Here is a 23,644-nt window from a genome sequence, read left to right on the forward strand (position 1 = left end):
CCTTGAACGGTGTTGGAGTGGAGGGGGTTCTTGCATTTGCGGGTCACTGAAACGAAAAACCCCGCGCCGTTGCCGGTGCGGGGTCTGATCGAATCCTGGCTGCTTGTCGCTTACACGCCGGTTCGTCCCGCACTTGTGGGCGAGGTAATAAGCACGAGTACGAGGAGCGACGCGGCAGCGTCCGCGCGCAACGCGGCGGGCTGGCAGGTCGACTTCGGGCGGGTGTGGCGCTGCAACATGCAGCGAGATAACCATGGGCTTTGCGCGACTGTCAACTGTGTTGCGGGCCTGCACCGGCGAATATGCCGAAAGCCGCGCCAGCGCTGCATGGTTACGCATGAAACGGAGGCGGCGCAGGCGGCGAATATCGCCAATTGCGCGGAAATCCGGCCTCTGCCGATGACGCGATGTGCACGCGTGCGCGGCGGCATTGGCCGCACTCGGGTACGGTGGGCCTCCCCTGTTCCCCGGAGAGTCGCGCATGTCCGTTTCGCTTCCTTCCCTGGCGCGCCTGGCGCTCGCGCTGGCGCTGGCGACGTCGGTGCCGGCGCAGGCCGCCGACCGCATCACCGGCCAGCCGTTCGCGACCCGCTCGGAAGTGATCGCCCCGCACGCCATGGCCGCCACCTCGCAGCCGCTGGCCACGCAGATCGCGCTGGAGACGATGCGCGACGGCGGCTCGGCGGTGGACGCGGCGATCGCCGCCAACGCCGCGCTGGGACTGATGGAGCCGACCGGCAACGGCGTCGGCGGCGACCTGTTCGCCATCGTCTGGGATCCGAAGACGCACAAGCTCTACGGCTACAACGGCTCCGGGCGCTCGCCGAAGGCGCTGACCCTGGCCGAATTCCAGCGCCGCGGACTCAAGGAGATCCCGGCCACCGGCCCGCTGCCGGTGTCGGTGCCCGGTGCGGTCGATGGCTGGTTCGCGCTGCACGAGCGTTTCGGCCGCAGGACCATGGCGCAGAACCTGGCACCGGCGATTCGCTACGCCCGCGACGGCCATCCGGTGGCCGAGACCATCGCCTACTACTGGGACCGCTCGGTGCCGCGGCTGTCGCAGTACCCCGGCTTCAAGGAGCAGTTCACCATCGACGGCCACGCCCCCCGCAAGGGCGAGCTGTGGAAGAACCCGAACTTGGCCAACACCCTGCAGCAGATCGCCGACGGCGGCCGCGACGCGTTCTACAAGGGGCCGATCGCGCGCACCATCGATGCCTACTTCAAGGCCAACGGCGGCTTCCTGCGCTACGAGGACCTGGCCAGCCACCACGGCGAATGGGTCGAGCCGGTGTCCACCAACTACCGCGGCTACGACGTGTGGGAACTGCCGCCCAACAGTCAGGGCATCGCCGCGCTGCAGATGCTCAACATCCTGGAAGGCTACGATTTTTCCAAGATTCCGTTCGGCTCGGCCGAGCACGTGCACCTGTTCACCGAGGCCAAGAAGCTGGCCTTCGCCGACCGCGCGCGGTTCTATGCCGACCCGGCGTTCCAGCCGGCGCCGCTGGCGCGGCTGATCTCCAAGGACTACGCCGCACAGCGGCGCGCGCTGATCTCGATGGACCGCGCGCTCAAGGAAGTGCAGCCGGGCACGCCGAAGCAACTGGAGGAGGGCGACACCATCTACCTGACCGTGGCCGATGCCGACGGCATGATGGTGTCGCTGATCCAGTCCAACTACCGCGGCATGGGCAGCGGCATGGCGCCGCCGGGGCTGGGCTTCATCCTGCAGGACCGCGGCGAGATGTTCGTGCTGCAGAAGGACCACCCCAATGGCTACGCACCGGGCAAGCGGCCGTTCCAGACCATCATTCCCGCGTTCGTGACCAAGGACGGCAAGCCGTGGCTGAGCTTCGGGGTGATGGGCGGGGCGATGCAGCCGCAGGGCCATGTGCAGATCCTGATGAATCTGATCGATTTCCACATGAACCTGCAGGAGGCCGGCGACGCGCCGCGGATCCAGCACGACGGCTCCACCGAGCCGACCGGGCAGGCCACGGCGATGCGCGACGGCGGCGAGCTGAACCTGGAAACCGGCTTTGCCTACGACACCATCCGCGAACTGATGCGCAAGGGCCACCGGGTGATCTTCGCCGACGGCCCCTACGGCGGTTACCAGGCGATCGCGCGCGACCCGGACAGCGGCGTGTACTACGGCGCCTCGGAAAGCCGCAAGGACGGGCAGGCCGCCGGCTACTGAGGCCGGCTGGCCCGCCGCCGCAGGCGGCGCACTGCTGCGGCCGCCCGTGGTGGCTGGATCAGCGCGGCTTCGGCGCGTTCCCCGCCTCATCGCCGGTGGCGTCCTGCGCCGCCTGTTCGCGCGCGATCCAGGCCTCGATCATGTGCCGCGCGCGTTGCGCCTGGCGGCGTTGGCGGTTGGACTCGGCATCGAGCACGCGGTACAGCGACACGATCACCAACACCATCAGCAGCGCGAACGGCAGCGCGGCGATGGTGATCACGCCCTGCAGCGCGTCCAGGCCACCGGCCAGCAACAGCACCGCCGCGATCAGTGCCACCGCCACGCCCCACACCAGCTTGCGTGACAGCGGCGGGTCGCCGGCTTCGTCGGTGGACATGCTGGCCAGCACCAGCACCGCCGAATCGGCGGAGCTGACGAAGAAGATCATCAGCAACAGCAGCGCCACGCTCGACAGCAGCAGCGATCCGGGCAGGCTGTCGAACAGGGTGAACAGCACCGTTTCGTAGCCGTTGTGCAGTGCCTGCAGCATGTCGACGTGGCCGAACAGCTGCGACCACAGCGCGGTGCCGCCGAATACCGAGAACCACAGGAAACCAAGCAGGGTCGGCGCCAGCACCACGCCGACCACGAATTCGCGCACGCTGCGACCGCGCGAGACGCGGGCGATGAACGCGCCGACGAACGGCGCCCAGGCGATCCACCATGCCCAGTAGAAGATGGTCCAGTCGGCGACCCAACGGTCGCCGGAGAACGGCGACATGCGCAGGCTCATCGTCACCAGCTGGTTGAGGTAGGTGCCCAGCGTGGTGGTGAAGGTATCGAAGATGAAGCCGGTGGGGCCGAGCACCAGCACCGTCGCCAGCAACAGCGCCGCCAGCGCCAGGTTGATGTTGGACAGCCACTTGATGCCGCGTTCCACGCCGGTGCTGGTGGAGATCATGTACAGCACGAAGGCCACGCAGATCACCGTCATCTGCAATGGCAGTCCCGCGTGCACGCCGAACACGCGCTGTATGCCGGCGGCGATCTGGATGGTGCCGAAACCCAGCGTCGTCGCCACGCCGACCGCAGTGGCGACCACTGCGGCGATGTTCACGCTCTGCCCGATCCAGCCGCGATGATGGCGGCCGATGACCGGCTGCAGGATGTCGCTGATCAGGCCGCGACCATTGCGGTTGTACTGGAACCAGGCCATCGCCAGGCCGATCAGCGCATACACCGCCCACGGGTGCAGGCCCCAGTGGAAGAAGGCGTAGCGCATCGAGGCGCGGGCCGCCTGCATGCTTTCCGGCGCCAGCCCTTCCGGCGGCTTGAGGAAGTGCGAGATCGGCTCGGCCGCGCCCCAGAACACCAGGCCGATGCCCATGCCCGCGGCGAACAGCATCGACAGCCAACTGGCGCGGGAGAAGTCCGGTTCGGCGTCTTCGCCACCGATGCGCAGGTTGCCGAAGCGGCCGAACGCCAGGTACAGCAGGAAGGTCAGGGTGAGGAACACGATCAGCAGGTACAGCCAGCCGGCGCTGCGGATCACGTCCGTCAGCGCCGTCTGCACCACCGCATTGAAGGGGCCGGGGGCGACGCCGGCGATCAGGACCAGCAGCGCCACCAGGGCGATGGAAATGCGGAACACCATGGGGGGAGCGTCTCCAGTCGTGGATCAGAGGGGGCACCGGCTGTCGCGGTACGCATCCAGGGCAAGCGGGCAGGGAGGACGGCGCATCAGGCCGGCACCGGGCGTGCTGCGAATGTGGCCCGCGGCGTGGGTGCCAGCTCAACGCGAGGTGGCATCACGCCGGCCCCCAGACGCCCGATGTGGGGTCGGGTTGCGCCTTGCAATGGTCTGCATCTTCGCGAAGGCGGCGTCACGGCCGCGTCGTGATCGTGTCTGCCAGACACCCCGCCGGGATGGATGGCGATTCCGGTTGCGTTGGCCGCAACTGCGAGTGCAGGGTGGGAGCCGATACCATGGGTGCAGCACCGAGGGAGACGACGATGGCCTTGTTCTCACGCAGTCCGGAAGCCGATGCCGCGCCCGCTGCCGGCTTGCCCGATGCCCCGATCGCCTTGTTGCGGCTGGAGCAGGATGGCCGCGTCAGCGCCGCCAACCGCGCCGCCCTGGATTTGCTGGGGGTGACGGCGCAGAGCCTGCTCGGCGCCGCCAGCGAGGCGGTCTGGGGTCTGCCGCTGACCGCCCTGGTCGACGCCGAGGGCAGTTGGCAGGCGCCCGGTGCCGATCCCTCGCGCCGCGTGCGCTACCAGCGCGACCGCGATCGCGGCGGCCAGGGCTGGCTGCTGTCGCTGCCGCATCCGGAAACCGCGGCGCTGCTGCGCGATGTGGCGCTGCTGAGTGCCGGCCAGGCGCAGGGCGCCATCAGTCCAGCGCTGCAGGCGCTGGCGCAACGGGTCCACGAGGGCACGGCCGCGCAGGCGCTGTTGGATCGGGTCGGCGAGCGGCTGACCGGCTGCGATCTGGATCTGGGATTGCATACGCCGCTGTCGGTGGAGGACACCGAAGCGATGCCGGGGCGACGCCTGTCGGCTGGGTTCGGCAACCTGGCTGAGGCGATCCGCCAGGCGGTAGCGCTGTCGCTGCAGATCGCCGCCGACGTGCCGCACGTGGTCGCCGAGAACGATGAACTGGCGCGGCAGTCGCAGACCCAGCTGGAAGCGCTGCAGACGGTGCTCGCCACCACCCGGCAACTGTTGCAGGGCCTGCACGAGATGGATCGCGACCTGCGCGCGGTGATCGCGGTGGCGGCCAGCGCCGACGACAGCGCCCGCCAGGGCGTGGAGGCGGCGCGCACGCTCGGCCAGGCGATGCAGGAGGTGGCGCGACGTTCGGCGCGCGCCAACCAGGTCATCGAGGTGATCGATGCGGTCGCGTTCCAGACCAATATCCTCTCGATCAACGCCAGCATCGAGGCGGTACACGCCGGCCCGGCCGGGCGCGGCTTCGCGGTGGTCGCCACCGAAATCCGGCAGCTGGCCGAACGCGCCGCCACCGCGGCGCGCGACGTGCGCGGTATCATCGGCGAGACCGGTGCGGCCCTGCAGGACAGCGCGGCCTCGGCGCAGCGCACCGAACAGGTATTGGGCGGCATCGGCGAACTGCTCGGCCGCGCCAGCGCGGCGATGGACGCGGTGGCTGGCCGCATCGCCACCCAGAGCGGGGAGATCGGCGGCATCGACCGCGCCGTCGAGCACGTGGTCGGGCTCAGCCGCAGTAATCTTGAGCACGCCGCGCGCGTGGTGCAACGCAGCGCCGACCTGGCGGCCGGCAGCGACACCCTGCACGACTGCGTGAACCTGTTCCGCTTGCCCGCCGATCCGATGCGGCAGCCGCGGCATGCGCGGGTGCGCGATCTGGCCAAGGCAGCCGCGACCAGCATCGGCCTGGCGTTCGAGGCCGCGCTCGCGCGCGGGCGCATTGCCGAGGACGCGCTGTTCGCCACCGACTACGTCCCGATCCCGGGCATCGACCCGCCCAAGTACCGCACCGCCTTCGACGCGTTGTGCGACGAGCTGTTGCCGCCGCTGCAGGAGCCGCTGCTGGCCGCGCATCCGTGGATCGTGTTCGCGATCTGCGCGAACGTCGACGGCTACGTGCCGACCCACAACCTGCGCTTCAGCCAGCCGCTGAGCGGCGACCGCGCACGCGATCTGGTCGGCAACCGCACCAAGCGTATCTTCAGCGACCGGGTCGGCCGCAATGTCGGCCGTCACACCGAACCGTACCTGCTGCAGGTGTACCGACGCGATACCGGGCAGATCCTGTTCGACCTGTCGGTGCCCGTGCAGGTGCGCGGACGCCACTGGGGCGGCTTGCGCGTGGCCTACGTGCTCGAGTGAGCGAGCGCGGCACGCGGGCAAAAAAATGCCGTCGACAGTGCCGACGGCGATGAGGGAGAGAGCTCTGATTCTTGTGCGTCCAGGCTAGGCCGGTCACGTGGTCGCGGTGTGTCGCCGGCGGCGCGGCGTGTGGCGGCGTCGCCACATGCGCACGGCGGCTGTGCCGGCGTTCAGCCGCGTCGGTTGGCGGCCAGCGGCGGAAACGGGTCTAATAGCCGCAGAAGCGGGGGTACCGTTGGCGCAGGCTGCGGTTGAGACAGTCCCTTCGAACCTGATCCGGTTGATACCGGCGTAGGGAAGCTTCGCAAGTCCGCCGCGGGCGCCTGTGCGTCCGTGGCGGGCCCGCGCCGCCGCTTCGTCCGAGATGCGAGTCCGCTCGCACCCGTCCCGCCTTTGCCGCGGGTCACTTGAACCAGGACGAACGCCGATGAACGCCGTACCCAATCCGCTGCAGCAGCAGACCGATACCTTGTCCGCGGCGGTGACCCGCCCGATCCCCGGCTCGCGCAAGATCTTCGTGCAGGGCGCGCGCGCCGACCTGCAGGTGCCGATGCGCGAGATCGCGCTGACCCGCACGCCCACCGTGTTCGGCGGCGAGGAGAACGCGCCGATCACCGTCTACGACACCTCCGGGCCGTACACCGATCCGCAGGCACGCATCGATCTCGGTGCCGGCCTGGCGCCGCTGCGCGCCGCCTGGATCGCCGAACGCGGCGACAGCGTGGCGCTGGCCGGGCTCAGTTCGCAGTTCGGCCGTTCGCGCGAGGACGACGCACGCCTGCAGGCGGTGCGCTTTCCGGCGCGGCGCCTGCCGCGGCGTGCCCGCGATGGCGCCAACGTCACCCAGATGCATTACGCGCGGCGTGGCATCGTCACGCCGGAGATGGAGTTCGTGGCGATCCGCGAGAACCAGCGGCTGCAGGAGCTGCGCGATGCGCAACTGCGCGCGCAGCATCCCGGCGAGGCCTTCGGCGCCGCGATTCCGTCCGTGATCACGCCGGAGTTCGTGCGCGACGAGATTGCCCGCGGCCGCGCCATCCTGCCGTGCAACATCAACCATCCCGAAAGCGAGCCAATGATCATCGGCCGCAACTTCCTCACCAAGATCAATGCCAACATCGGCAACAGCGCGGTCAGCTCCGGCATCGCCGAGGAAGTGGAGAAGCTGGTGTGGGCGATCCGCTGGGGCGGGGACACGGTGATGGACCTGTCCACCGGCAAGCACATCCACGAGACCCGCGAGTGGATCGTGCGCAACTCGCCGGTACCGATCGGCACCGTGCCGATCTACCAGGCGCTGGAGAAGGTGGACGGTCGCGCCGAGGAGCTGACCTGGGAGATCTTCCGCGACACCCTGATCGAGCAGGCCGAACAGGGCGTGGACTACTTCACCATCCATGCCGGCGTGCTGCTGCGCTACGTGCCGCTGACCGCCAAGCGCGTCACCGGCATCGTCTCGCGCGGCGGTTCGATTCTGGCCAAGTGGTGCCTGGCGCACCATCGCGAGAACTTCCTCTACACCCACTTCGAGGACATCTGCGAGATCATGAAGGCCTACGACGTGGCCTTCTCGTTGGGCGACGGGCTGCGCCCGGGCTGCATCGCCGACGCCAACGACGCCGCCCAGTTCGGCGAACTGGAGACGCTGGGCGAGTTGACCAGGATCGCCTGGAAGCACGACGTGCAGACCATGATCGAAGGTCCCGGTCACGTGCCGATGCACCTGATCAAGGAGAACATGGACAAGCAGTTGCGCGAGTGCGGGGAGGCGCCGTTCTACACGCTGGGGCCGCTGACCACCGACATCGCGCCGGGCTACGACCACATCACCTCGGCGATCGGCGCGGCGATGATCGGCTGGTTCGGCACCGCGATGCTGTGCTACGTCACGCCGAAGGAGCATCTGGGCCTGCCCAACCGCGCCGACGTGCGCGACGGCATCATGGCCTACAAGATCGCTGCGCACGCCGCGGATCTGGCCAAGGGCCACCCCGGCGCGCAGGTGCGCGACAACGCCCTGTCCAAGGCGCGCTTCGAGTTCCGTTGGGACGACCAGTTCCATCTGGGCCTGGATCCGGAGAAGGCGCGCGAGTTCCACGACGAGACCCTGCCCAAGGATGCGCACAAGCTGGCGCACTTCTGTTCCATGTGCGGACCGCATTTCTGTTCGATGAAGATCACCCAGGACGTGCGCGACTACGCCGCCGAGCATGGGGTCGATGCGGAAACGGCCTTGCAGGCCGGCATGGAGGAAAAGTCGGCGCAGTTCCTGGCGGCCGGCGCGCAGGTGTACCGCGCCGAGTGAGCGGATGGCGGTCGGCGCGCAGGGCGCCGACCGCCACTGCCGACGTGGAGTTAGCAGCGCGCGCGCTTGTGCGGTGCGATGCGGCACCTGCCGCCAAGGCGAACGCGACGCAGGTGCTGCCGGCGTGCGAGGCCATCACGACGGCGCCATGCGCACGCACGTCTATGATGCGCGTTGGGTCGCCACAGGGAATGTCTCATGCTGCGCTATGCGTTCGCGCTGCGTCGCCATCCGTCCGCGCTGTTGCTTGCGGTGCAACTGCTGGGCGTGCTGCTGTATCCCTGGATGGAGGACACCGCGGCCGGACGTGCGCTGTTCGGTGCCTTCGGCATCGTGGTACTGGCGCTGGCGCTGTGGGTGGTCAACCGCGGACCCTCGGCGCTATGGATCGCCTGTTGCCTGGCGCTGCCGTCGGTGGCGTTGTCGATCGCCGCTGCCCTGCTCGGCAATCCGGCGATGACCGCCTGGGCGCAACTGCTGGAAAGCCTGCTGTACTTCTATACCGCCGCCAGCCTGATCGCCTACATGCTGCAGGACCACGTGGTCACCCGCGACGAACTCTACGCGGCCGGCGCCACCTTCACGTTGCTGGCCTGGGCCTTCGCGTTCGTGTTCGCGGTGTGCCAGCAATGGCTGCCGGGCAGCTTCACCGCGGCCGTGGACCCGACCTCGCCGCGGACCTGGATGGAATTGCTGTACCTGAGCTTCAGCGTGCTCTCGGGCGTGGGCCTGAGCGACGTGGTGCCGGTGCAGCCGTTCGCGCGCGCGCTGGTGATGATCGAACAGTTCGCCGGCGTGATGTACATCGCCTTGGTGGTGTCGCGGCTGATTGGGCTCAGCGTGACGCGCAACATGAAAGTGTGAGGCGCTCTCAAAAAAAAGCGCGCCAGAAGACGCGCAATCATGAAGCGATTATGTGAGTTTCGTCGGCGGAGAGAGGGCCTGAATGCGTCGTCGCGGTTGGCGGCGGCGACGACTAGAGTAGAATCAGGTGACATGCAGCGCTTGGCGGCATCCGCTGCCTCGCTTTGCCGAGTTTGCTCGTTGGCTCCTGCTGCGGGGCCACACGCGGTTGCGTCGCCGCCGCATCTGCGACACTTCCGTCACGGCGTTTTCTTCGTTGTCCAACATGTCTTTTTCATCGTCCGCCACACCGACGCTTCCGCAGCGGATGCAGGTTGGCGAGTGCCTGGTACTGCTGTCCTTGCGGGAAGTGCACGCGCCGCGCGCGCGCCGGCCGCAACGGCTCACGCCCAAGGCGATGGGCGTGCTGCGGGTGTTGCTGGCGCAACCGGGCCAAGTGGTGGAACGCGAGGCATTGCTGGCGCAGGTCTGGCCGGACACGCAGCCGACCAACGACGTGGTGACCCAAGCCATCACCCAGTTGCGCAAGGCCTTTGCGGCCGGCGTGCGCGGCGAGGCGCCGGTGTACATCGAGACCCTGGCCAAGACCGGCTACCGCCTGGTGGCGCCGGTGCAGGCCTTGCCCGATGTCGAGGCCGAGGCGGGCGCGGCGTCGGCCTCATCCGTCGAAACGGACGCGGCAGCGGAGACGACCGCCATCGTCGCCCCGGCCGGCGTCACGGCGGCGCGGCGGCGTCCGCCGTCGTGGCTGGCCGCTGCCGCCGGTGCGGCCGCCATGCTGGTCCTGGCGCTGGCCTGCTGGTGGTGGTTCGCGCGCGATCCGGCCGCGCCCGCCGACAGCGCCGAACAGGAGCGTGTGCTGGGCAGCCCCAAGCGGCCTTATCGGCTGATCACCGCGCTGTCCGGGTTCAAGCTGGAGCCGGCGCTGTCTCCGGACGGCGCGCAGGTGGCCTATGCCGCACGCACCACCGGCAGCGACGGCACGCAATTGTTGGTGCAGCCGACCAGCGGTGCCGCCGGCAGTACCGCCCCGCGCTCGCTGGGTGTCCCCGCCCGAGGCGAGTCCGACCGCCTGCCGGCCTGGTCGCCGGACGGCACGCGCATCGCGTTCGTCCGGCTCGGTGCGGAGCGGCAGTGCCGGATCATGCTGGTGCAGGTGGATGGGCACGCGCCCGCGCGCGAGGTCGCGCGCTGCGACGACAGCGAATTGCTCAGCTTCGACTGGACGCCGGACGGCCGTGGCCTGGTGTTCGGCAGCATGAGCGGGCGACTGGCGGCGCGTGGCATCCGCGTGCTGGATCTGGGCAGCGGGCGCTGGACGGCGTTGGACTATCCGGTCGCCGTCGGCGATTTCGATTACGCACCGCGCTATTCGCCGGACGGCAAATGGATCGCCTTCGTGCGCAATCCGCAGATGGGCGGGCTGTGGCGGGTGCCGGCCGCCGGCGGCACCGCCGAGCCGCTGACCCATGAATTCGCCGAGATCCGCGGCTGGGACTGGGCGCGCGACGGGCAGGGCATCGTGTTCGGGCGCCGGGTCGATGGCGAGACCCGGCTGTACCGGCTGGACACCCAGACCCGGCGCCTGCGCGACCTCGGCCTGAGCGACGCGCAGGCGCCGCGGCTGGCCCGCGATGGCGGCAGCCTGGCGTTCGTGCACCGGCGTCCCCAATTCGCCTTGTACCGCATCCCGGCTGGCGCGGCGGACGCGCCGCGCGAGCGCCAACGGCTGTTCGCGTCCACCGGGCGCGATGGGCAGCCGAGCATTGCCCCCGACGGGCGCCAGCTCGCCTTCACTTCCGATCGCGACGGCAGCTATGCGCTGTGGTGGGGCGACGTGACCCAGCCGGCCTCGCTGCGGCTGATCGAGGGCGTGCGGCCGGAGACCCGGCAACCGCTGGCGTGGTCGGCCGACAGCCAGGCGCTGCTGGTCAGCGGCCGCGACGCGCAGGGCGGTTCGGCGATCTATGAGGTGCGGCCGCAGTCCGGCAGTGTGGCAGCGCTGCCGGTGCCGGCCGGCGAGCCGTTGCAGGCGCTGTATACCGCCGATCCCGGGCAGTTGCTGGTGCTGCTGGGCGAGAACGGGCGTACCCGCCTGCAGTTGTATGACCGGCGTGCGGTGCCCTGGCGGCCCTTGGCGACCTTGCCGGACGTGTCCCAGGTCCGCACCGATCCGGCCAATGGGCAGATCCTGTTCACCCGGCTCGCGCGCAGCGGCCTGTGGCGCGCCGACGCCAGCCTGGACCTGGCCAGCGTGCGGGCCGTGGACGCCAGCCTGCCGTCGTTGTGGCGCTACCGCAGCTGGGCGCTGGGCCCCGATGGCGCGGTGCATTACCTGTTCCAGACCGGCGAATGCGCCAGCCGGATGGCGCGGATCGACGGCGACCCTGACGTCAGCGTGTGCCTGGACCGCGATCATTTCAGTGCGATCAACGGTTTCAGCATCGACCCGCGCAGTGGCGACGCCTATGTGGCACTGGCGGTCGAGGACGGCAGTGAAATCGGTTTCATCCGCATGCACGAGCAGCCGGAATGGTTCTCGACGATCTCGCACAACTGGTTGATCAAAAAAGAGAAATAGGTTTCGTAAGTTGTTCGTAAGAGCATCGTGGCGATTTCGGACAAATATCGCCGAGCCTTCCTGACCTGCCGCCAGATTCGGCAAAGACTGCGCGCCGGTTTACGTCAAGCAGGTGCTCGGATGCGGCAATCTTTCCTGGTCGATCATGGACAACAACTGGTGCTGGACGCCGACGACGCGCCGGCGGGGCCCGCCTGTCTGGGCGCGGCGCGCCTGGCCAGCGTGCAGGCGTCGGGCAACGCCTTCACGGTCTGGCTGCAGTTGCGCGGCAGCGCCTGGATCGAGGCCAAGGAGGGGCGGTTCGTGCTGCGCCGCGGCCAGTGGCTGGCCTTCGAACGCGATTCGCGCCCGTTGCTGCAGACCGACCGCGATGGGCTGTGCATCGGCTTGAGCCTGGACGGCGAGGCGCTGAAGGCTTTGGGCCGGATGGCCGACGAGACCTTGTATGCGGGGCGCGGCGAGCTGTCCTTGCGCGAGACGCGCACCGCCCTGCGCCTGTGGCGGCAGGCGGCGGCGCGGCCCGGCGATGCGTTGGCGATGCGGCCGGTACTGCTGCACCTGGCTTCCATGCAGGGCGAGTTGTCGCGCCGCGTGCAACGCTGTCCCGGGCGCTCGCGGATGCGCAAGCGCCAGGTGTTCGGGCGCATGCAGCGCGCGCGGCTGTACCTGGACGGCCATCGCGACCGCGTGGTGCGGATCAGCGAACTGGCCGAGCTGACCAACTTCTCCGGTTGGTATCTGTCCAAGACGTTCCAGAGTCTGTACGAGGAAAGTCCGCAGGCGCTGTCGGCGCGCCTGCGCCTGGAGCGCGCGGCGGACCTGCTGCGCGACACCACGATGATGATCGGTGAGGTGGCCGCCGCCAGCGGATTCGACAACTGCTGCAGCTTCGCGCGGGCATTCCGCGCGCGCTTCGGTGTCTCCGCCTCGCAATATCGCCATGGCAGGGCGGTGCCGCCAGGATCGGCAAAGTCTGCGGGCGACAGCGGCAAAGCAGCCGCGCTCACCGGAACGTAACGTGCCCAGGGCGTCTTAACACGCCCCTAACGTTACCCTGGAGAGATTGATGAACCTTCGCACTTCCGCAGTGCGGCTGGGCTTGCTGCCCGCCAGCATCGCGATCGCGTTGACGCCGGCAATTGCCGGCGCGCAAGAAGCCGCCGCCTCGTCCACCACCACGCTGGACCGGATCGAAATCACCGGTTCGCGCATCCGCAGCGCCGACGTCGAAACCCAGCAGCCGATCCTGACCCTGGACCGCCAGGCGCTGGAGCGCCAGGGCTATACCTCGGTCGCCGACGTGCTGCAGAACCTGACCTCGGCCGGTACTCCGGCGATCTCGCGCGCCGACGCGCTGGCGTCCGGCGAAAACGTCGGCGGCTACTACGTCGACCTGCGCAACCTCGGCGCGCAGCGCACGCTGGTGCTGCTGAACGGCAAGCGCCTGGGTGCGACCACCTCTGGCCTGCAGGACCTGAGCCAAGTGCCGATGGCGGCGATCGAGCGCATCGAAGTGCTGAAGGACGGCGCCTCGTCGATCTACGGCTCCGACGCCATCGCCGGCGTGGTCAATGTCATCACCCGCAAGCGCTTCGACGGCGCCGAAGTCTCGGCCGAGTTAGGCCAGTTCGGCGAAGGCGACGGCAAGACCTCGCAGTACTCCTTCACCATCGGCACGCAGGGCGAGCGCGGTGGCGTGGCGCTGACCGCCGAGTACTCCAAGCAGGATCCGGTGTTCGCCAAGAACCGTTGGTTCAGTCGCGATGGCAGCCGTGGCCCGAACTCCACGCCGAGCGGCTGGAGCCCGATCAGCCAGAACGGCAGCTGGTGCAACCCGCTGACTGTTGATTGCTCGGATCCGGAAGCCGCGGTGTGGCAGACGCTGAACCAGGGCGGCAACCCGAACAACCCGGCTGACTACCATCCGCTGACCCCTGCCGAGTATTCCAACTCCAACCAGCAGATGATGGTGCAGACCGGCATCGAGCGTAAGTCGGTGTTCGCCAACGCGAACTACGATTTGACCGATTCCATCGTCTTCAACGCCGACGTGCTCTACAACGAGCGCACCACCGATCAGCAGATCGCCGGCTATCCGTACCAGTCCGCCGCGTTCGGCACGCCGCTGGCCGGCGACAGCGCGTTCAACCCGATCGGCCAGGACATCGACTTCCGCCGCCGCCTGTGGGAAGTGCCGCGCACCACCGAGAGCAAGCTGAAGACCACGCGCTTCGCGCCGACCATCAGTGGCTCCTTCGAGTTCGCCGACAAGACCTGGGACTGGGACGTCGGTGCGCTGTGGAACCGCAACGAGAGCACCAAGACCGGTCACGGCGACATGAGCCTGATCGCCTCGCGCCAGGCGCTGGGCTCGTCCTTCATCAACGCCAGCGGCGTCGCCCAGTGCGGCACCGCCGCCGCGCCGGTGCCGCTGAGCGCCTGCCGTCCGTGGAACCCGCTGCTGCCGTACGGCGTGGCAGGCCCGGGCTCGCTGGCCGATGCGGACACCCAGACCTTCCTGTTCCCGGATTTCACCGATACCGGCTTGACCAAGACCACCAGCTACACCGCCAACCTGAGCGGCACGCTGGCGACGCTGCCGGCGGGCGACCTCGGCATCGCGGTCGGCTACGAGCACCGCAAGGAAGAAGGCCGCTTCGCGCCGGACGCCTTCGCGCAGTCGGGTGAGAGCACCGGCCTGGGCGCCAAGACCACCGCCGGCAACTACGATCTGGATGAGTTCTACCTCGAGTTGAACGTGCCGATCCTGGCCGACATGGCATTCGCCAAGCAGCTGACCCTGAACCTGGCCAGCCGCTATTCGGATTACAGCAACTTCGGCGACACGGTGAACTCCAAGTTCGGCTTCACCTGGAAGCCGATCGACGAACTGCTGGTCCGCGGCACCTACGCCGAGGGCTTCCGCGCGCCGACCATCAGCGATCTCTACGGCGGCCTGAACAGCAGCTTCGAGTCGTACGTCGATCCGTGCGGCGTGGGCGCGCCGAACAGCGTCAACGGCAATGCGGCGTGTTCTGCGGCCGGTGTGCCGGTCGGCTACACCCAGGTGGGCCAGGGCTACGTGCCGTGTTCGACTCTTCCCTGCCAGACCCCGGACGAGTTCATCAGCGGCTCCAATCCGAACCTGCGTCCGGAAACCTCCACCAGCAAGACCGCCGGTCTGGTGTGGAGCCCGCGTTGGGTGCAGGGCCTGGACATCTCGCTGGATTGGTACCGCTACGAGATCAAGGACATGATCATCGCCGATAGCGTCGACCGCATCCTGCGCGACTGCTACGTGCTGGGCAATGCCGAGCGCTGCGCCGGCGTGACCCGTGCCGCCGACGGCCACATCTCGGCGATGACCTACGGCGTGGCCAACCTCGGCCAGATGGAGACCGAAGGCTACGATCTGGGCATCCGCTACCGTCTGCCGGAAATGGCGTTCGGCAAGATCATGATCGACTGGCAGACCAGCTACGTCAGCAAGTACGACGAAGCCGGCCAGAATCAGGCGGGTGACAACATCACGATCGGCCGCGTTGGCGAGCCGGGCATCTTCCGCGTGCGTTCCAACCTGGGCGTGAACTGGACGATGGGCGACTTCGGTGTGAACTACACCCTGCGCTACTACTCCGGCATGAAGGAAAGCTGCATCTCGCGTGCCGCGGACTACTGCGACGCGCCGGACCACTTCGCCAACGGCGAAGCCGATCCGCTGCGTCACACCGGCGCTAATACCTTCCACGACCTGCAGGTCAACTGGAAGGCGCCGTGGGACGCGACGATCGCCATCGGTGCGAACAACGTGTTCGATCACCGCGGTCCGCTGATGTACTCGGCCCCGGACAGCAGCTTCGCCTACTACGGCGGCTTCGACATCGGTCGCTACGTGTACATGAAGTACACCCAGCGCTTCTGATCCAGCTGTACTGCGTAAAACGAAGACGGGCCGCAAGGCCCGTCTTTTTTTGTGCCTCATATCGATTGGAGCGTGGCTGTGGGTTGTGCAAGCCCTGGAACCGTCAGCCCAGCCAATTGGTTGCGGCCGATGCGGCGGCGACGCAGCGAGAGGACTGTGGATCGCTGTATGCAAGGCGCCCCGGTTAGCATCGGGCGAAGGTGAGCGGCCGTGCCAGCATGCGCCGGGCATCCGCTGCCCTGCGGCAGAGGTTGATCTTAAGAAGGGGCACAAGAGCCGCCCCGGCATCCGTCGCCGGGCGCTCGTCGTAGGAGCGGCTCAGCCGCGACCTGGCATGGCGTAGGCGTGGCCGTTCGGGCGCCCATCGGCATGTCCTGTGGCGAGGGCAGCCACCGGCAGCCACAGCGGCACCATGCCGACGCGCCGTGATCCGGGAGCGCTCGGCGCAGTGGCGGAAACGATGTGACGCCGCCGCACGGCGCCTGTCGGGGGCGACGCACGCGGCAACGGGCCGCGTGCACCACGATGGGCTTACGCCGAAGTCAGACCCATCAGATTCTCGGCGTGCTCGCGCCAGGTCGGCAGCTTGTTGAGCATGCCGGTCTTGGCCAGGTACTCCTCGTCGATCTCCGAGCCGCTGGCCAGCGCCATCGCCACGTGCACCGCACCGGTGACCCAGAAGCTGCGGGTGCTGGAGCGCTGCGGCTGGCGATGGAAGGCTACCGCCTCGATGATCGGCATCGGCAGGCCCCACAGGCCGAGCAGGTAGGCACCGGCTTCGGCGTGGCCCGGCCGGACGTCGTCGGCGTCGGTGGGCGGCTCGCGCTCGTCGCGCACGCCCGGCAGCAGCAGGCCGATGTCGGCCAGCAGCGCCGCGGTCGACCCCAGCTCGACGCTGGAGGTCGGCAGCATCTTCGCGGCCAGCTTGGACGCCAGCAGCGAGCGCTGCTGCAGCGCGTTGCGCTCGGCGTTGGACAGCGCCTGCACCGAGAACACTTCGCTGGCCAGGACCAGGTCGCGCAGGGTGGCGGTGCCCAGGCGGGTCACGGCGGTGCGCAGGTCGGAAATGGTGCGGCCATTGGAGAAGAACGCCGAATTGCACAGCTGCAGCACCTTGGCCGCGATCGCCGGATCGGCCGAGACCAGCTTGGCCAGGTCGGCGGCGTTGCTGCCTTCGTCCTGCTCCAGGGCGTGCATCAGGCTCAGGTACAGATGCGGCGGCGAGGGCAGCTTCTCGATGCGGCCGATGCTGGAACGCAGGCGCGGGTTGCCCAGCAGTTCCTGCAGTTCCTCCAGGCTGGTGACCGCCTCCAGCAGCATTTCCGGGGACAGCGGCAGCGGCAGGAACCGATGCGCCACGCCGATGATCCGCGCCGGCGGCGCGCGGTTGCTCTGTTCGGCTTCGATCAGCGCGATGCGGATGGTTTCCGGGCTCAGGGTGCGGATCTGGCCGAGCAGGGTGGCCGTGGTCAGGTCCGGCAGCGTCGGCGCGGCGATCACCGCATCCAGGCGCACCGTGGCCGCCGCGGCGATGGCGGCATTGCCGTCAGCGACGCTCTGGACCTGCCAGTCCTCGCCAAGATCGCGAATGTATTCAGTGACTTCGGACGGAAGACTGGCTTCGTCGCCGACGAACAGGATGCGCAAGAGACTGTCCCCCAAGAAGAGCCGGGTCGCGGACGGACCCGGCTCGGTGATGCCATGGCGCAATGTACCGCAAACCCCGAAGGACGGCGCCCGGCAACGCCAAAAACGTGAAACGGATCAGCCGTGGCGGGGGCAGTGCCCCGCCACGGCGGCGCGGCTCAGGCGCCGGCTTCGTAACGGGCCACGGACTCGCGCAGGATGCGCTTGGCTTCCTCGGCGTTGCCCCAGCCGTCGAGCTTGACCCACTTGCCCTTTTCCAGGTCCTTGTAGTGCTCGAAGAAGTGGCCGATGCGCTCCATCCAGTGGCCCGAGACCTGGGCGATGTCCTCGATGTGGCCGTAGCCTTCGAACACCTTGGCCACCGGCACCGCCAGGATCTTCTCGTCGCTTCCGGCCTCGTCGCTCATCTTCAGCACGCCGACCGGGCGGCAGCGCACCACGCAGCCGGGCACCAGCGGCAGCGGCAGCACCACCAGCACGTCGGCCGGGTCGCCGTCGCCGCACAGGGTGTTGGGCACGTAGCCGTAGTTGCAGGGATAGCGCATCGGGGTGGAGAGGATGCGGTCGACGAAGATGGCGCCGCTGGCCTTGTCCACTTCGTACTTGACCGGCTCCGAATCCTTGGGGATTTCGATGACGACGTTGATTTCTTCCGGCAGGTTCTTGCCGGAGGTGACCAGTTCCAGACCCATGCGCTAGCTCCAGTGGAGTGGCTTCTAAAGAGGCAGGCATTCTAGTCGCTTGGCTGTTGCAATGCAGCGCATGCCGGTTCGGAGGATTCCTACAGCGGTTTCGGGCTCCATACCCGCCCGCATGGGGCGCATTCCGATAGTGCCGGTACCGGGCGGCGGCGATCCTGCGGTCACTGTCCCCCAAGGAGCAAGGCGATGAACGGAATCCGGCGATCGATGCTGCCGCTGCTGGCGGTGCTGGTCCTGGCCTGCGGCGCTGCGCAGGCGCAACAGGTGCAACCGACCTACGTGGATGCGATGGACTATCCCGCCCCCGGCGAGGGCTGGGAGGCGTTCGCCGACCTGGAGCGACGGCTGGCGCACGACTTCGACCAGCTCTGCGGCGACACCTTCTGCGAAGGCGACTACAGCGACTACCGGCCGCTGCGCTATCGCTGTTCGGTACGCCAGCGCGACGGGGTGATCGGGGAGTGCATCTGGAGCTTCGGTGCCAGCGAGGCCAGTGTCGATCCGGACAGCGGCCGGGTCGTGGTCGATGCGCGGCTGTGGCACTGCCGTACGCCGTTGCAGCCGCAGACCCGGCTGCACGCACTGTACGCGGCGCTGTCGGGCGAGCGGCCGCTGTTCGCGCCGCTGCCGCACAGCGAACGCAGCATCAACGATGGGCTGATCGACTGCCTGTAGCGGCGGAAGCTGCGCGGTGGGCGCCGGCATGCCGCCGGCGCCCACTGTGCGTGTGGCTACAGCAGCGGCACCAGCAGCAGCGCGACGATGTTGATGATCTTGATCAGCGGGTTGATCGCCGGGCCGGCGGTGTCCTTGTACGGGTCGCCGACGGTGTCGCCGGTCACTGCGGCCTTGTGCGCCTCGCTGCCCTTGCCACCGAAATGGCCGTCCTCGATGTACTTCTTGGCGTTGTCCCAGGCGCCGCCGCCGGTGGTCATGGAAATGGCCACGAACAGGCCGGTGACGATGGTGCCGATCAGCAGGCCGCCGAGCGCGCGTGGGCCCAGCAACAGGCCGACCACGATCGGCACCGCCACCGGCAGCAGCGAGGGCACGATCATTTCGCGGATCGCCGAGCGGGTCAGCATGTCCACCGCACGGTCGTACTGCGGCTTGCCGGTGCCCTGCATGATCCCGGGGATCTCGCGGAACTGCCGCCGCACTTCCTCCACCACCGCGCCGGCGGCGCGGCCGACCGCCTCCATCGCCATCGCGCCGAACAGGTAGGGGATCAGGCCGCCGATCAGCAGGCCGATGATCACCGTGTGGTCGGACAGGTCGAAGGCGAAGGTCTCGGTGGGATGTGCGGCGCGCAGGTTGTGGGTGTAGTCGGCGAACAGCACCAGCGCCGCCAGCGCCGCCGAGCCGATCGCATAGCCCTTGGTCACCGCCTTGGTGGTGTTGCCGACTGCGTCCAGCGGGTCGGTGACCGCGCGTACCTCCGGCGGCAGTTCCGCCATTTCGGCGATGCCGCCGGCGTTGTCGGTGATCGGGCCGTACGCATCCAGTGCCACGATCATGCCGGCCATCGACAGCATCGCGGTGGCGGCGATGGCGATGCCGTACAGGCCCGACAGTGCGAACGCGCCCCAGATCGCCGCGCACACCGCGATCACCGGCAGCGCGGTGGACTTCATCGAGATGCCCAGGCCGGCAATGATGTTGGTGCCGTGGCCGGTGGTGCTGGCCGAGGCCACGTGCTGCACCGGCTTGTACTGGGTGCCGGTGTAGTACTCGGTGATCCAGACGATCAGGCCGGTCAGCACCAGCCCGATCAGCGCGCAGCCGTAGAGCTTGCCGGCGCCGGCGGCGGTGTCGCCCATCAGTTGCTGGGTCACCGGCCAGAACGCCAGCGCCGCCAGTACCGCCGAGACCACCACGCCCTTGTACAGCGCGCCCATGATCGAGCCGCCCGGGCGCACGCGCACGAAGAAGGTGCCGACGATCGAGGCGACGATCGACACCCCGCCCAGCACCAGCGGATACAGCACCGCGTTGCGCCCGGCCTCGGCGGCCATCAGCCCGCCCAGCAGCATCGTGGCGATCACCGTGACCGCGTAGGTCTCGAACAGGTCGGCGGCCATGCCGGCGCAGTCGCCGACGTTGTCGCCCACGTTGTCTGCGATCACCGCCGGGTTGCGCGGGTCGTCCTCGGGGATGCCGGCCTCGACCTTGCCGACCAGGTCCGCGCCGACGTCGGCGCCCTTGGTGAAGATGCCGCCGCCCAGGCGCGCGAAGATCGAGATCAGCGAACTGCCGAAGGCCAGGCCGACCAGCGCATGCAGGCTGTCGCCCACGCTGTGTCCGAGCCATTGCAGCAGGCCGTAGTAGCCGGCCACGCCGATCAGGCCCAGCCCCACCACCAGCATGCCGGTGATCGCGCCGCCGCGGAACGCCACCGCCATCGCCGGCGCCAGCCCACGCCGCGCCGCCTCGGCGGTGCGCACGTTGGCGCGCACCGACAGGTTCATGCCGATGTAGCCGGCGACCCCCGACAGCACCGCGCCGATCGCAAAGCCGCCAGCGGTGTACCAACTCAGGAATATCCCAACCAGCACCAGCAGGACCACGCCGGCGATGGCGATGGTCAGGTACTGGCGGTTGAGGTAGGCGCGGGCGCCTTCCTGGATCGCATCGGCGATCTGCCGCATGCGTTCGTTGCCGGCGGGCTGCGCCAGGATCCAGCGCGTGGAGACGATGCCGTAGAGCACCGCCAGAGCCGCGCACGCCAGTGCCACGGTGACTGCATATCGTTCCAGCATGACCCCTCCCAAGGATGTGGATGGCGCCCAAGCGCTGGACATACCGTGGGATCACACCGGAGGAGCTGAAGCATGCAACGACTCCGCGGCCACAACGCGCGCCGCTGGTGCGTATCGCAATGTCGACTGGCCTGAACGCGGCGAGTATGCGCCTGACTCCGTGATGCCGCCAGCGACCAGGCAGGGCGTCGCACTTTGGCGTCCGGTTCAGTCTGCGCGTGGCAGCGTGGCGCATCGCTTCCCAGGAGCCATCCGATGCACTCGACGATTTCCCGGCGGCCGTGCGGCCGCGCCTCGATCCTGGCCCTCGGCCTGTGCACGCTGGCGCCGCTGGTCGCCGCGGCCGCCGACCCGACCCCGGAACTGCAGCGCCCGGCCAGTGCGCCGCAGGCGGTGGGCGTGGTGCACACCATCCGCCAGATCCCCGAGGCCTGCGTGCGCTTCGAGGGCCAGTACACCGGCGATGCGGCGCAGCCCTACCGCTTCTCCGCGGTGCGCAGCAGTCCCACCTGCCAGCCGCGCGCCAAGCTGGTCGAGTTCGATCAGGCCAAGCCCAGCGAGGCCACCGGCTGGAAGTTCAACGATCTGATCCGCGTGCCCAGCGCAGCCTGTCCTTCGCAGCAGGCAGTGGTACGGGTCTGGCGCAAGCCGGTCGCGCTGAACACCGAGCGCGATGGCCAGGGCCAGTCGCGGATCTATCTGGAAGAGGCCAAGCAGCAGGCGGCCGCCGGCAAGGTCCCGCAGGTCCCGGAGTTCACTGCGCAGATGACGCTGGAAGGCAATGCCTGCCGTTGAGCCGGATGCGTAGCGACATTCCTTGCGGAATCAGCCGCTGCGCATGCCGCGTCGCCGATGCGGAGCAGTGACATCGGCTGGTCGGGCGAGTTTCCCTGACCGGCTCGATCGCTTGTACGCCCGTATCGGTCGCCATCATCGGCGCCGTTAGCGGCGTCGCCGAACGTAGGTTTTTCAGCCGCTGATGCATGCTGCTGTGGGCCGTCTCTGGTTTTCATCGAACGTATGCAGCATGCAGTTGCATGCAGACTGATCGAGTCGGTTCGGATCCTGTTTGCCGCCGGCGCAGCCATTCGTCGGCGACCTCGCCCCTGTTCTTGGGCGCGCCGTCCTCGATCCACGCCATGAAGACACGATCGAACCTGACGTTGGCCACGCATGCGCCAGGAAGCGGCGCATGGCCTGCGTCGTGCGATAGCTGTCGTCCACCGGCGTTGCGCGGGTGATCGGGCCGTTGTGCCAATCGAAGCGCATTCTGGTGCTTTCTCGTTTCCTGCCGATCGTGTGCGCCGTTTTCGCTCTTGCCTTCCGCGAGGTTCCCCGCAATAGTGACGAACGCGCCAGAAGCCTGAGCATCCATTATGCGGTTTCAATCGATCGTCGGTAGCCTGCTCCTGATGACGGCGTCAGCCGCGAGTATGGCCGCGATGCCTTCCGCGGCGGCCTCGCCGGCGGCGGATGAGGCCGATGAGGCGAAGCGTGTTCAAGCCGCCAACGACCAATCCGTGCAGGATGCCATGCATGGCCGCTATCTGGATGCCTCGTTCGGCCTGCTGGCGCATCTCGGTGTCGCATCGGCGACCGACATCAAGGATGCGGACGTGTTCGACCAATGGACGCAGGTGATGTCGTGCATGACCGGCATGCCGACGTTCAATCCGGCCAAGACAGCGGACTTCCACGTGCCCAAGGAACAACTCGCCGACCTGCGTGGCGCGCACGGCGTTTCCGCGCTTGCGGAGATCGTCCGCCGCGCGCGCCGGACCAGCATCGTGATCCTCGACGAGAACCATCTCGATCCGCGCGGCCGCGCGTTCGCGCTGGAGGTCGCGCGCGCCTTGCGTCCGCTCGGCTACACGACGCTGGCGGTGGAGGCGTTGAAGCGCGATGCCGACGATGCCGTGTCGCGCGACAAGATGGCGGCGCTCTCGAAAGACGGCTATGTGCGGCAGCCGAGCGGCTATTACCTGCACGATCCGGTCTTCGCCGATTTCCTGCGCCAGTCGCTTGCGCTGGGCTACCGCCCGGTGTCGTACGAAACCACGCGCACGGAGTATGCCGACGATCCCGGCCAGGCGCAGGCGCAGCGGGAACAGGACCAGGCCGACAATCTGGTCCGGCGCGCGCTCGAGCAAGCTCCCGCCGGCGGCAAGATCCTGATCTATGCCGGCGAACACCATGTCGCAGAACGGCCGATCGCGGCCGAGGGCGGAAAGGTCGAGATGATGGCGCAGCGGCTCAAGCGCGCCACGGGAATCGACCCGTTGACCATCGACCAGGCGGGCTTGTCGCCGATCCCGATGAATCGGCCCGATGCCGACCTGTATGCCATCGCCGAGCCCAAGACCCATGGCCGATCCGTGGTGCTGATGCGGCACGGCAAGCCACTGACGGTAGGCCTGCTCGCGGGTTCGGTCGATCTGCAGGTGGTGCACCCGCGCACGACGCTCGTCGCCGGGCGTCCGCAATGGCTGGAGGGGATGGGCCGCAAGCCGAGTCCGATCCCGCAGGCGTTGTTGCCGACGGCCGGCACGCGCCTGGTCCAGGCCTTCGTCGAGCGCGAGGGCGACGACGCGATCGCGGTGGACCAGGCGCTGGTCGCGCCGGGCACCGCCGCCCCTGCGTTGATGCTGCCGTCGGTGCCGGTTCGCTATGCCATCCAGGAACGCGACGCGCGCTAGAGCTGACGCCACGATGGGAATGGACCCGCTGCATCCGCGTTAACCGGCGCCAGGCAGTCGCCAGGACGCGCGGCACGGGCGCCCAGAACGGCATGGCGGGGACGGCAAGCGCGA

14 protein-coding genes, 1 pseudogene and 1 riboswitch are annotated in these 23,644 nt (G+C 68.5%); of the genes and pseudogenes, 10 read left to right on the forward strand and 5 right to left on the reverse strand.

Annotated elements, in window-relative coordinates:
- Positions 1 to 481: 481 nt before the first annotated feature.
- Positions 482 to 2,203, forward strand: coding sequence for a gamma-glutamyltransferase (gene ggt / locus QN245_RS04685; RefSeq protein ID WP_160965292.1), 1,722 nt, complete (start codon positions 482 to 484; stop codon positions 2,201 to 2,203).
- A gap of 58 nt (positions 2,204 to 2,261) precedes the next feature.
- Here the strand turns inward: ggt and QN245_RS04690 are convergent, their stop codons facing one another.
- Positions 2,262 to 3,839 carry a BCCT family transporter gene (locus QN245_RS04690; protein ID WP_317844686.1) on the reverse strand — a complete coding sequence of 526 codons (1,578 nt, stop codon included), beginning with the start codon at positions 3,837 to 3,839 and terminating at the stop codon, positions 2,262 to 2,264.
- 359 nt (positions 3,840 to 4,198) lie between these two features.
- On the opposite strand from QN245_RS04690, the gene QN245_RS04695 reads away from it, so the two are divergent.
- The 6 genes from QN245_RS04695 (at position 4,199) to QN245_RS04720 (ending at position 15,727) form a co-directional block, all read left to right on the forward strand.
- On the forward strand, positions 4,199 to 6,055 hold the full coding sequence (locus QN245_RS04695) for a methyl-accepting chemotaxis protein (RefSeq protein WP_160965296.1): 1,857 nt from the start codon (positions 4,199 to 4,201) through the stop codon (positions 6,053 to 6,055).
- 215 nt (positions 6,056 to 6,270) lie between these two features.
- Positions 6,271 to 6,371, forward strand: a riboswitch (TPP riboswitch).
- Between the two features lie 111 nt (positions 6,372 to 6,482).
- A complete protein-coding gene (thiC, locus tag QN245_RS04700) occupies positions 6,483 to 8,360 on the forward strand; it encodes a phosphomethylpyrimidine synthase ThiC (protein WP_184447101.1) in 1,878 nt (625 codons plus the stop codon).
- Between the two features lie 198 nt (positions 8,361 to 8,558).
- Entirely contained in the window at positions 8,559 to 9,224 is a 666-nt protein-coding gene (locus QN245_RS04705; protein ID WP_184447100.1) for a two pore domain potassium channel family protein, read from the forward strand.
- Positions 9,225 to 9,489: 265 nt separating this feature from the next.
- Positions 9,490 to 11,805 (forward strand): winged helix-turn-helix domain-containing protein, encoded by a 2,316-nt coding sequence (locus QN245_RS04710; protein WP_317844687.1) that lies wholly within the window; start codon positions 9,490 to 9,492, stop codon positions 11,803 to 11,805.
- A gap of 120 nt (positions 11,806 to 11,925) precedes the next feature.
- Entirely contained in the window at positions 11,926 to 12,822 is an 897-nt protein-coding gene (locus QN245_RS04715) for a helix-turn-helix transcriptional regulator (protein WP_160965304.1), read from the forward strand.
- A 49-nt stretch (positions 12,823 to 12,871) separates the two neighbouring features.
- Positions 12,872 to 15,727 carry a TonB-dependent receptor gene (locus QN245_RS04720; RefSeq protein ID WP_317844688.1) on the forward strand — a complete coding sequence of 952 codons (2,856 nt, stop codon included), beginning with the start codon at positions 12,872 to 12,874 and terminating at the stop codon, positions 15,725 to 15,727.
- Between the two features lie 531 nt (positions 15,728 to 16,258).
- Here QN245_RS04720 and QN245_RS04725 read toward each other — a convergent pair.
- Together QN245_RS04725 and ppa are read right to left on the reverse strand one after the other, a co-directional pair.
- Positions 16,259 to 17,374, reverse strand: coding sequence for an HDOD domain-containing protein (locus QN245_RS04725; protein ID WP_184645294.1), 1,116 nt, complete (start codon positions 17,372 to 17,374; stop codon positions 16,259 to 16,261).
- 158 nt (positions 17,375 to 17,532) lie between these two features.
- The gene (gene ppa, locus QN245_RS04730; RefSeq protein ID WP_160965310.1) at positions 17,533 to 18,066 is read right to left on the reverse strand and encodes an inorganic diphosphatase; all 534 of its coding nucleotides are present in this window, start codon (positions 18,064 to 18,066) and stop codon (positions 17,533 to 17,535) included.
- Between the two features lie 195 nt (positions 18,067 to 18,261).
- On the opposite strand from ppa, the gene QN245_RS04735 reads away from it, so the two are divergent.
- Positions 18,262 to 18,750: a hypothetical protein gene (locus QN245_RS04735; protein ID WP_317844689.1), complete on the forward strand. Its 489-nt coding sequence runs from the start codon at positions 18,262 to 18,264 to the stop codon at positions 18,748 to 18,750.
- Between the two features lie 56 nt (positions 18,751 to 18,806).
- On the opposite strand, the gene QN245_RS04740 is transcribed toward QN245_RS04735, so the two are convergent.
- Positions 18,807 to 20,834: a sodium-translocating pyrophosphatase gene (locus QN245_RS04740; protein ID WP_160965314.1), complete on the reverse strand. Its 2,028-nt coding sequence runs from the start codon at positions 20,832 to 20,834 to the stop codon at positions 18,807 to 18,809.
- 255 nt (positions 20,835 to 21,089) lie between these two features.
- Here QN245_RS04740 and QN245_RS04745 point away from each other — a divergent pair, with 255 nt between their 5' ends.
- Complete coding sequence (locus QN245_RS04745; protein ID WP_260302973.1) at positions 21,090 to 21,629, forward strand: hypothetical protein; 540 nt, start codon at positions 21,090 to 21,092, stop codon at positions 21,627 to 21,629.
- 214 nt (positions 21,630 to 21,843) lie between these two features.
- On the opposite strand, the pseudogene QN245_RS04750 reads toward QN245_RS04745, so the two are convergent.
- Positions 21,844 to 22,205 (reverse strand): annotated as a pseudogene (locus QN245_RS04750) (DUF6434 domain-containing protein).
- A gap of 5 nt (positions 22,206 to 22,210) precedes the next feature.
- Between QN245_RS04750 and QN245_RS04755 the strand changes: the two are divergent.
- Positions 22,211 to 23,530 (forward strand): energy-coupling factor ABC transporter ATP-binding protein, encoded by a 1,320-nt coding sequence (locus QN245_RS04755; protein WP_184645298.1) that lies wholly within the window; start codon positions 22,211 to 22,213, stop codon positions 23,528 to 23,530.
- The last annotated feature ends 114 nt before the right edge of the window (positions 23,531 to 23,644 follow it).

It is taken from the genome of Xanthomonas rydalmerensis (assembly GCF_033170385.1).
GTDB classification, from domain to species: Bacteria; Pseudomonadota; Gammaproteobacteria; order Xanthomonadales; family Xanthomonadaceae; genus Xanthomonas_A; species Xanthomonas_A rydalmerensis.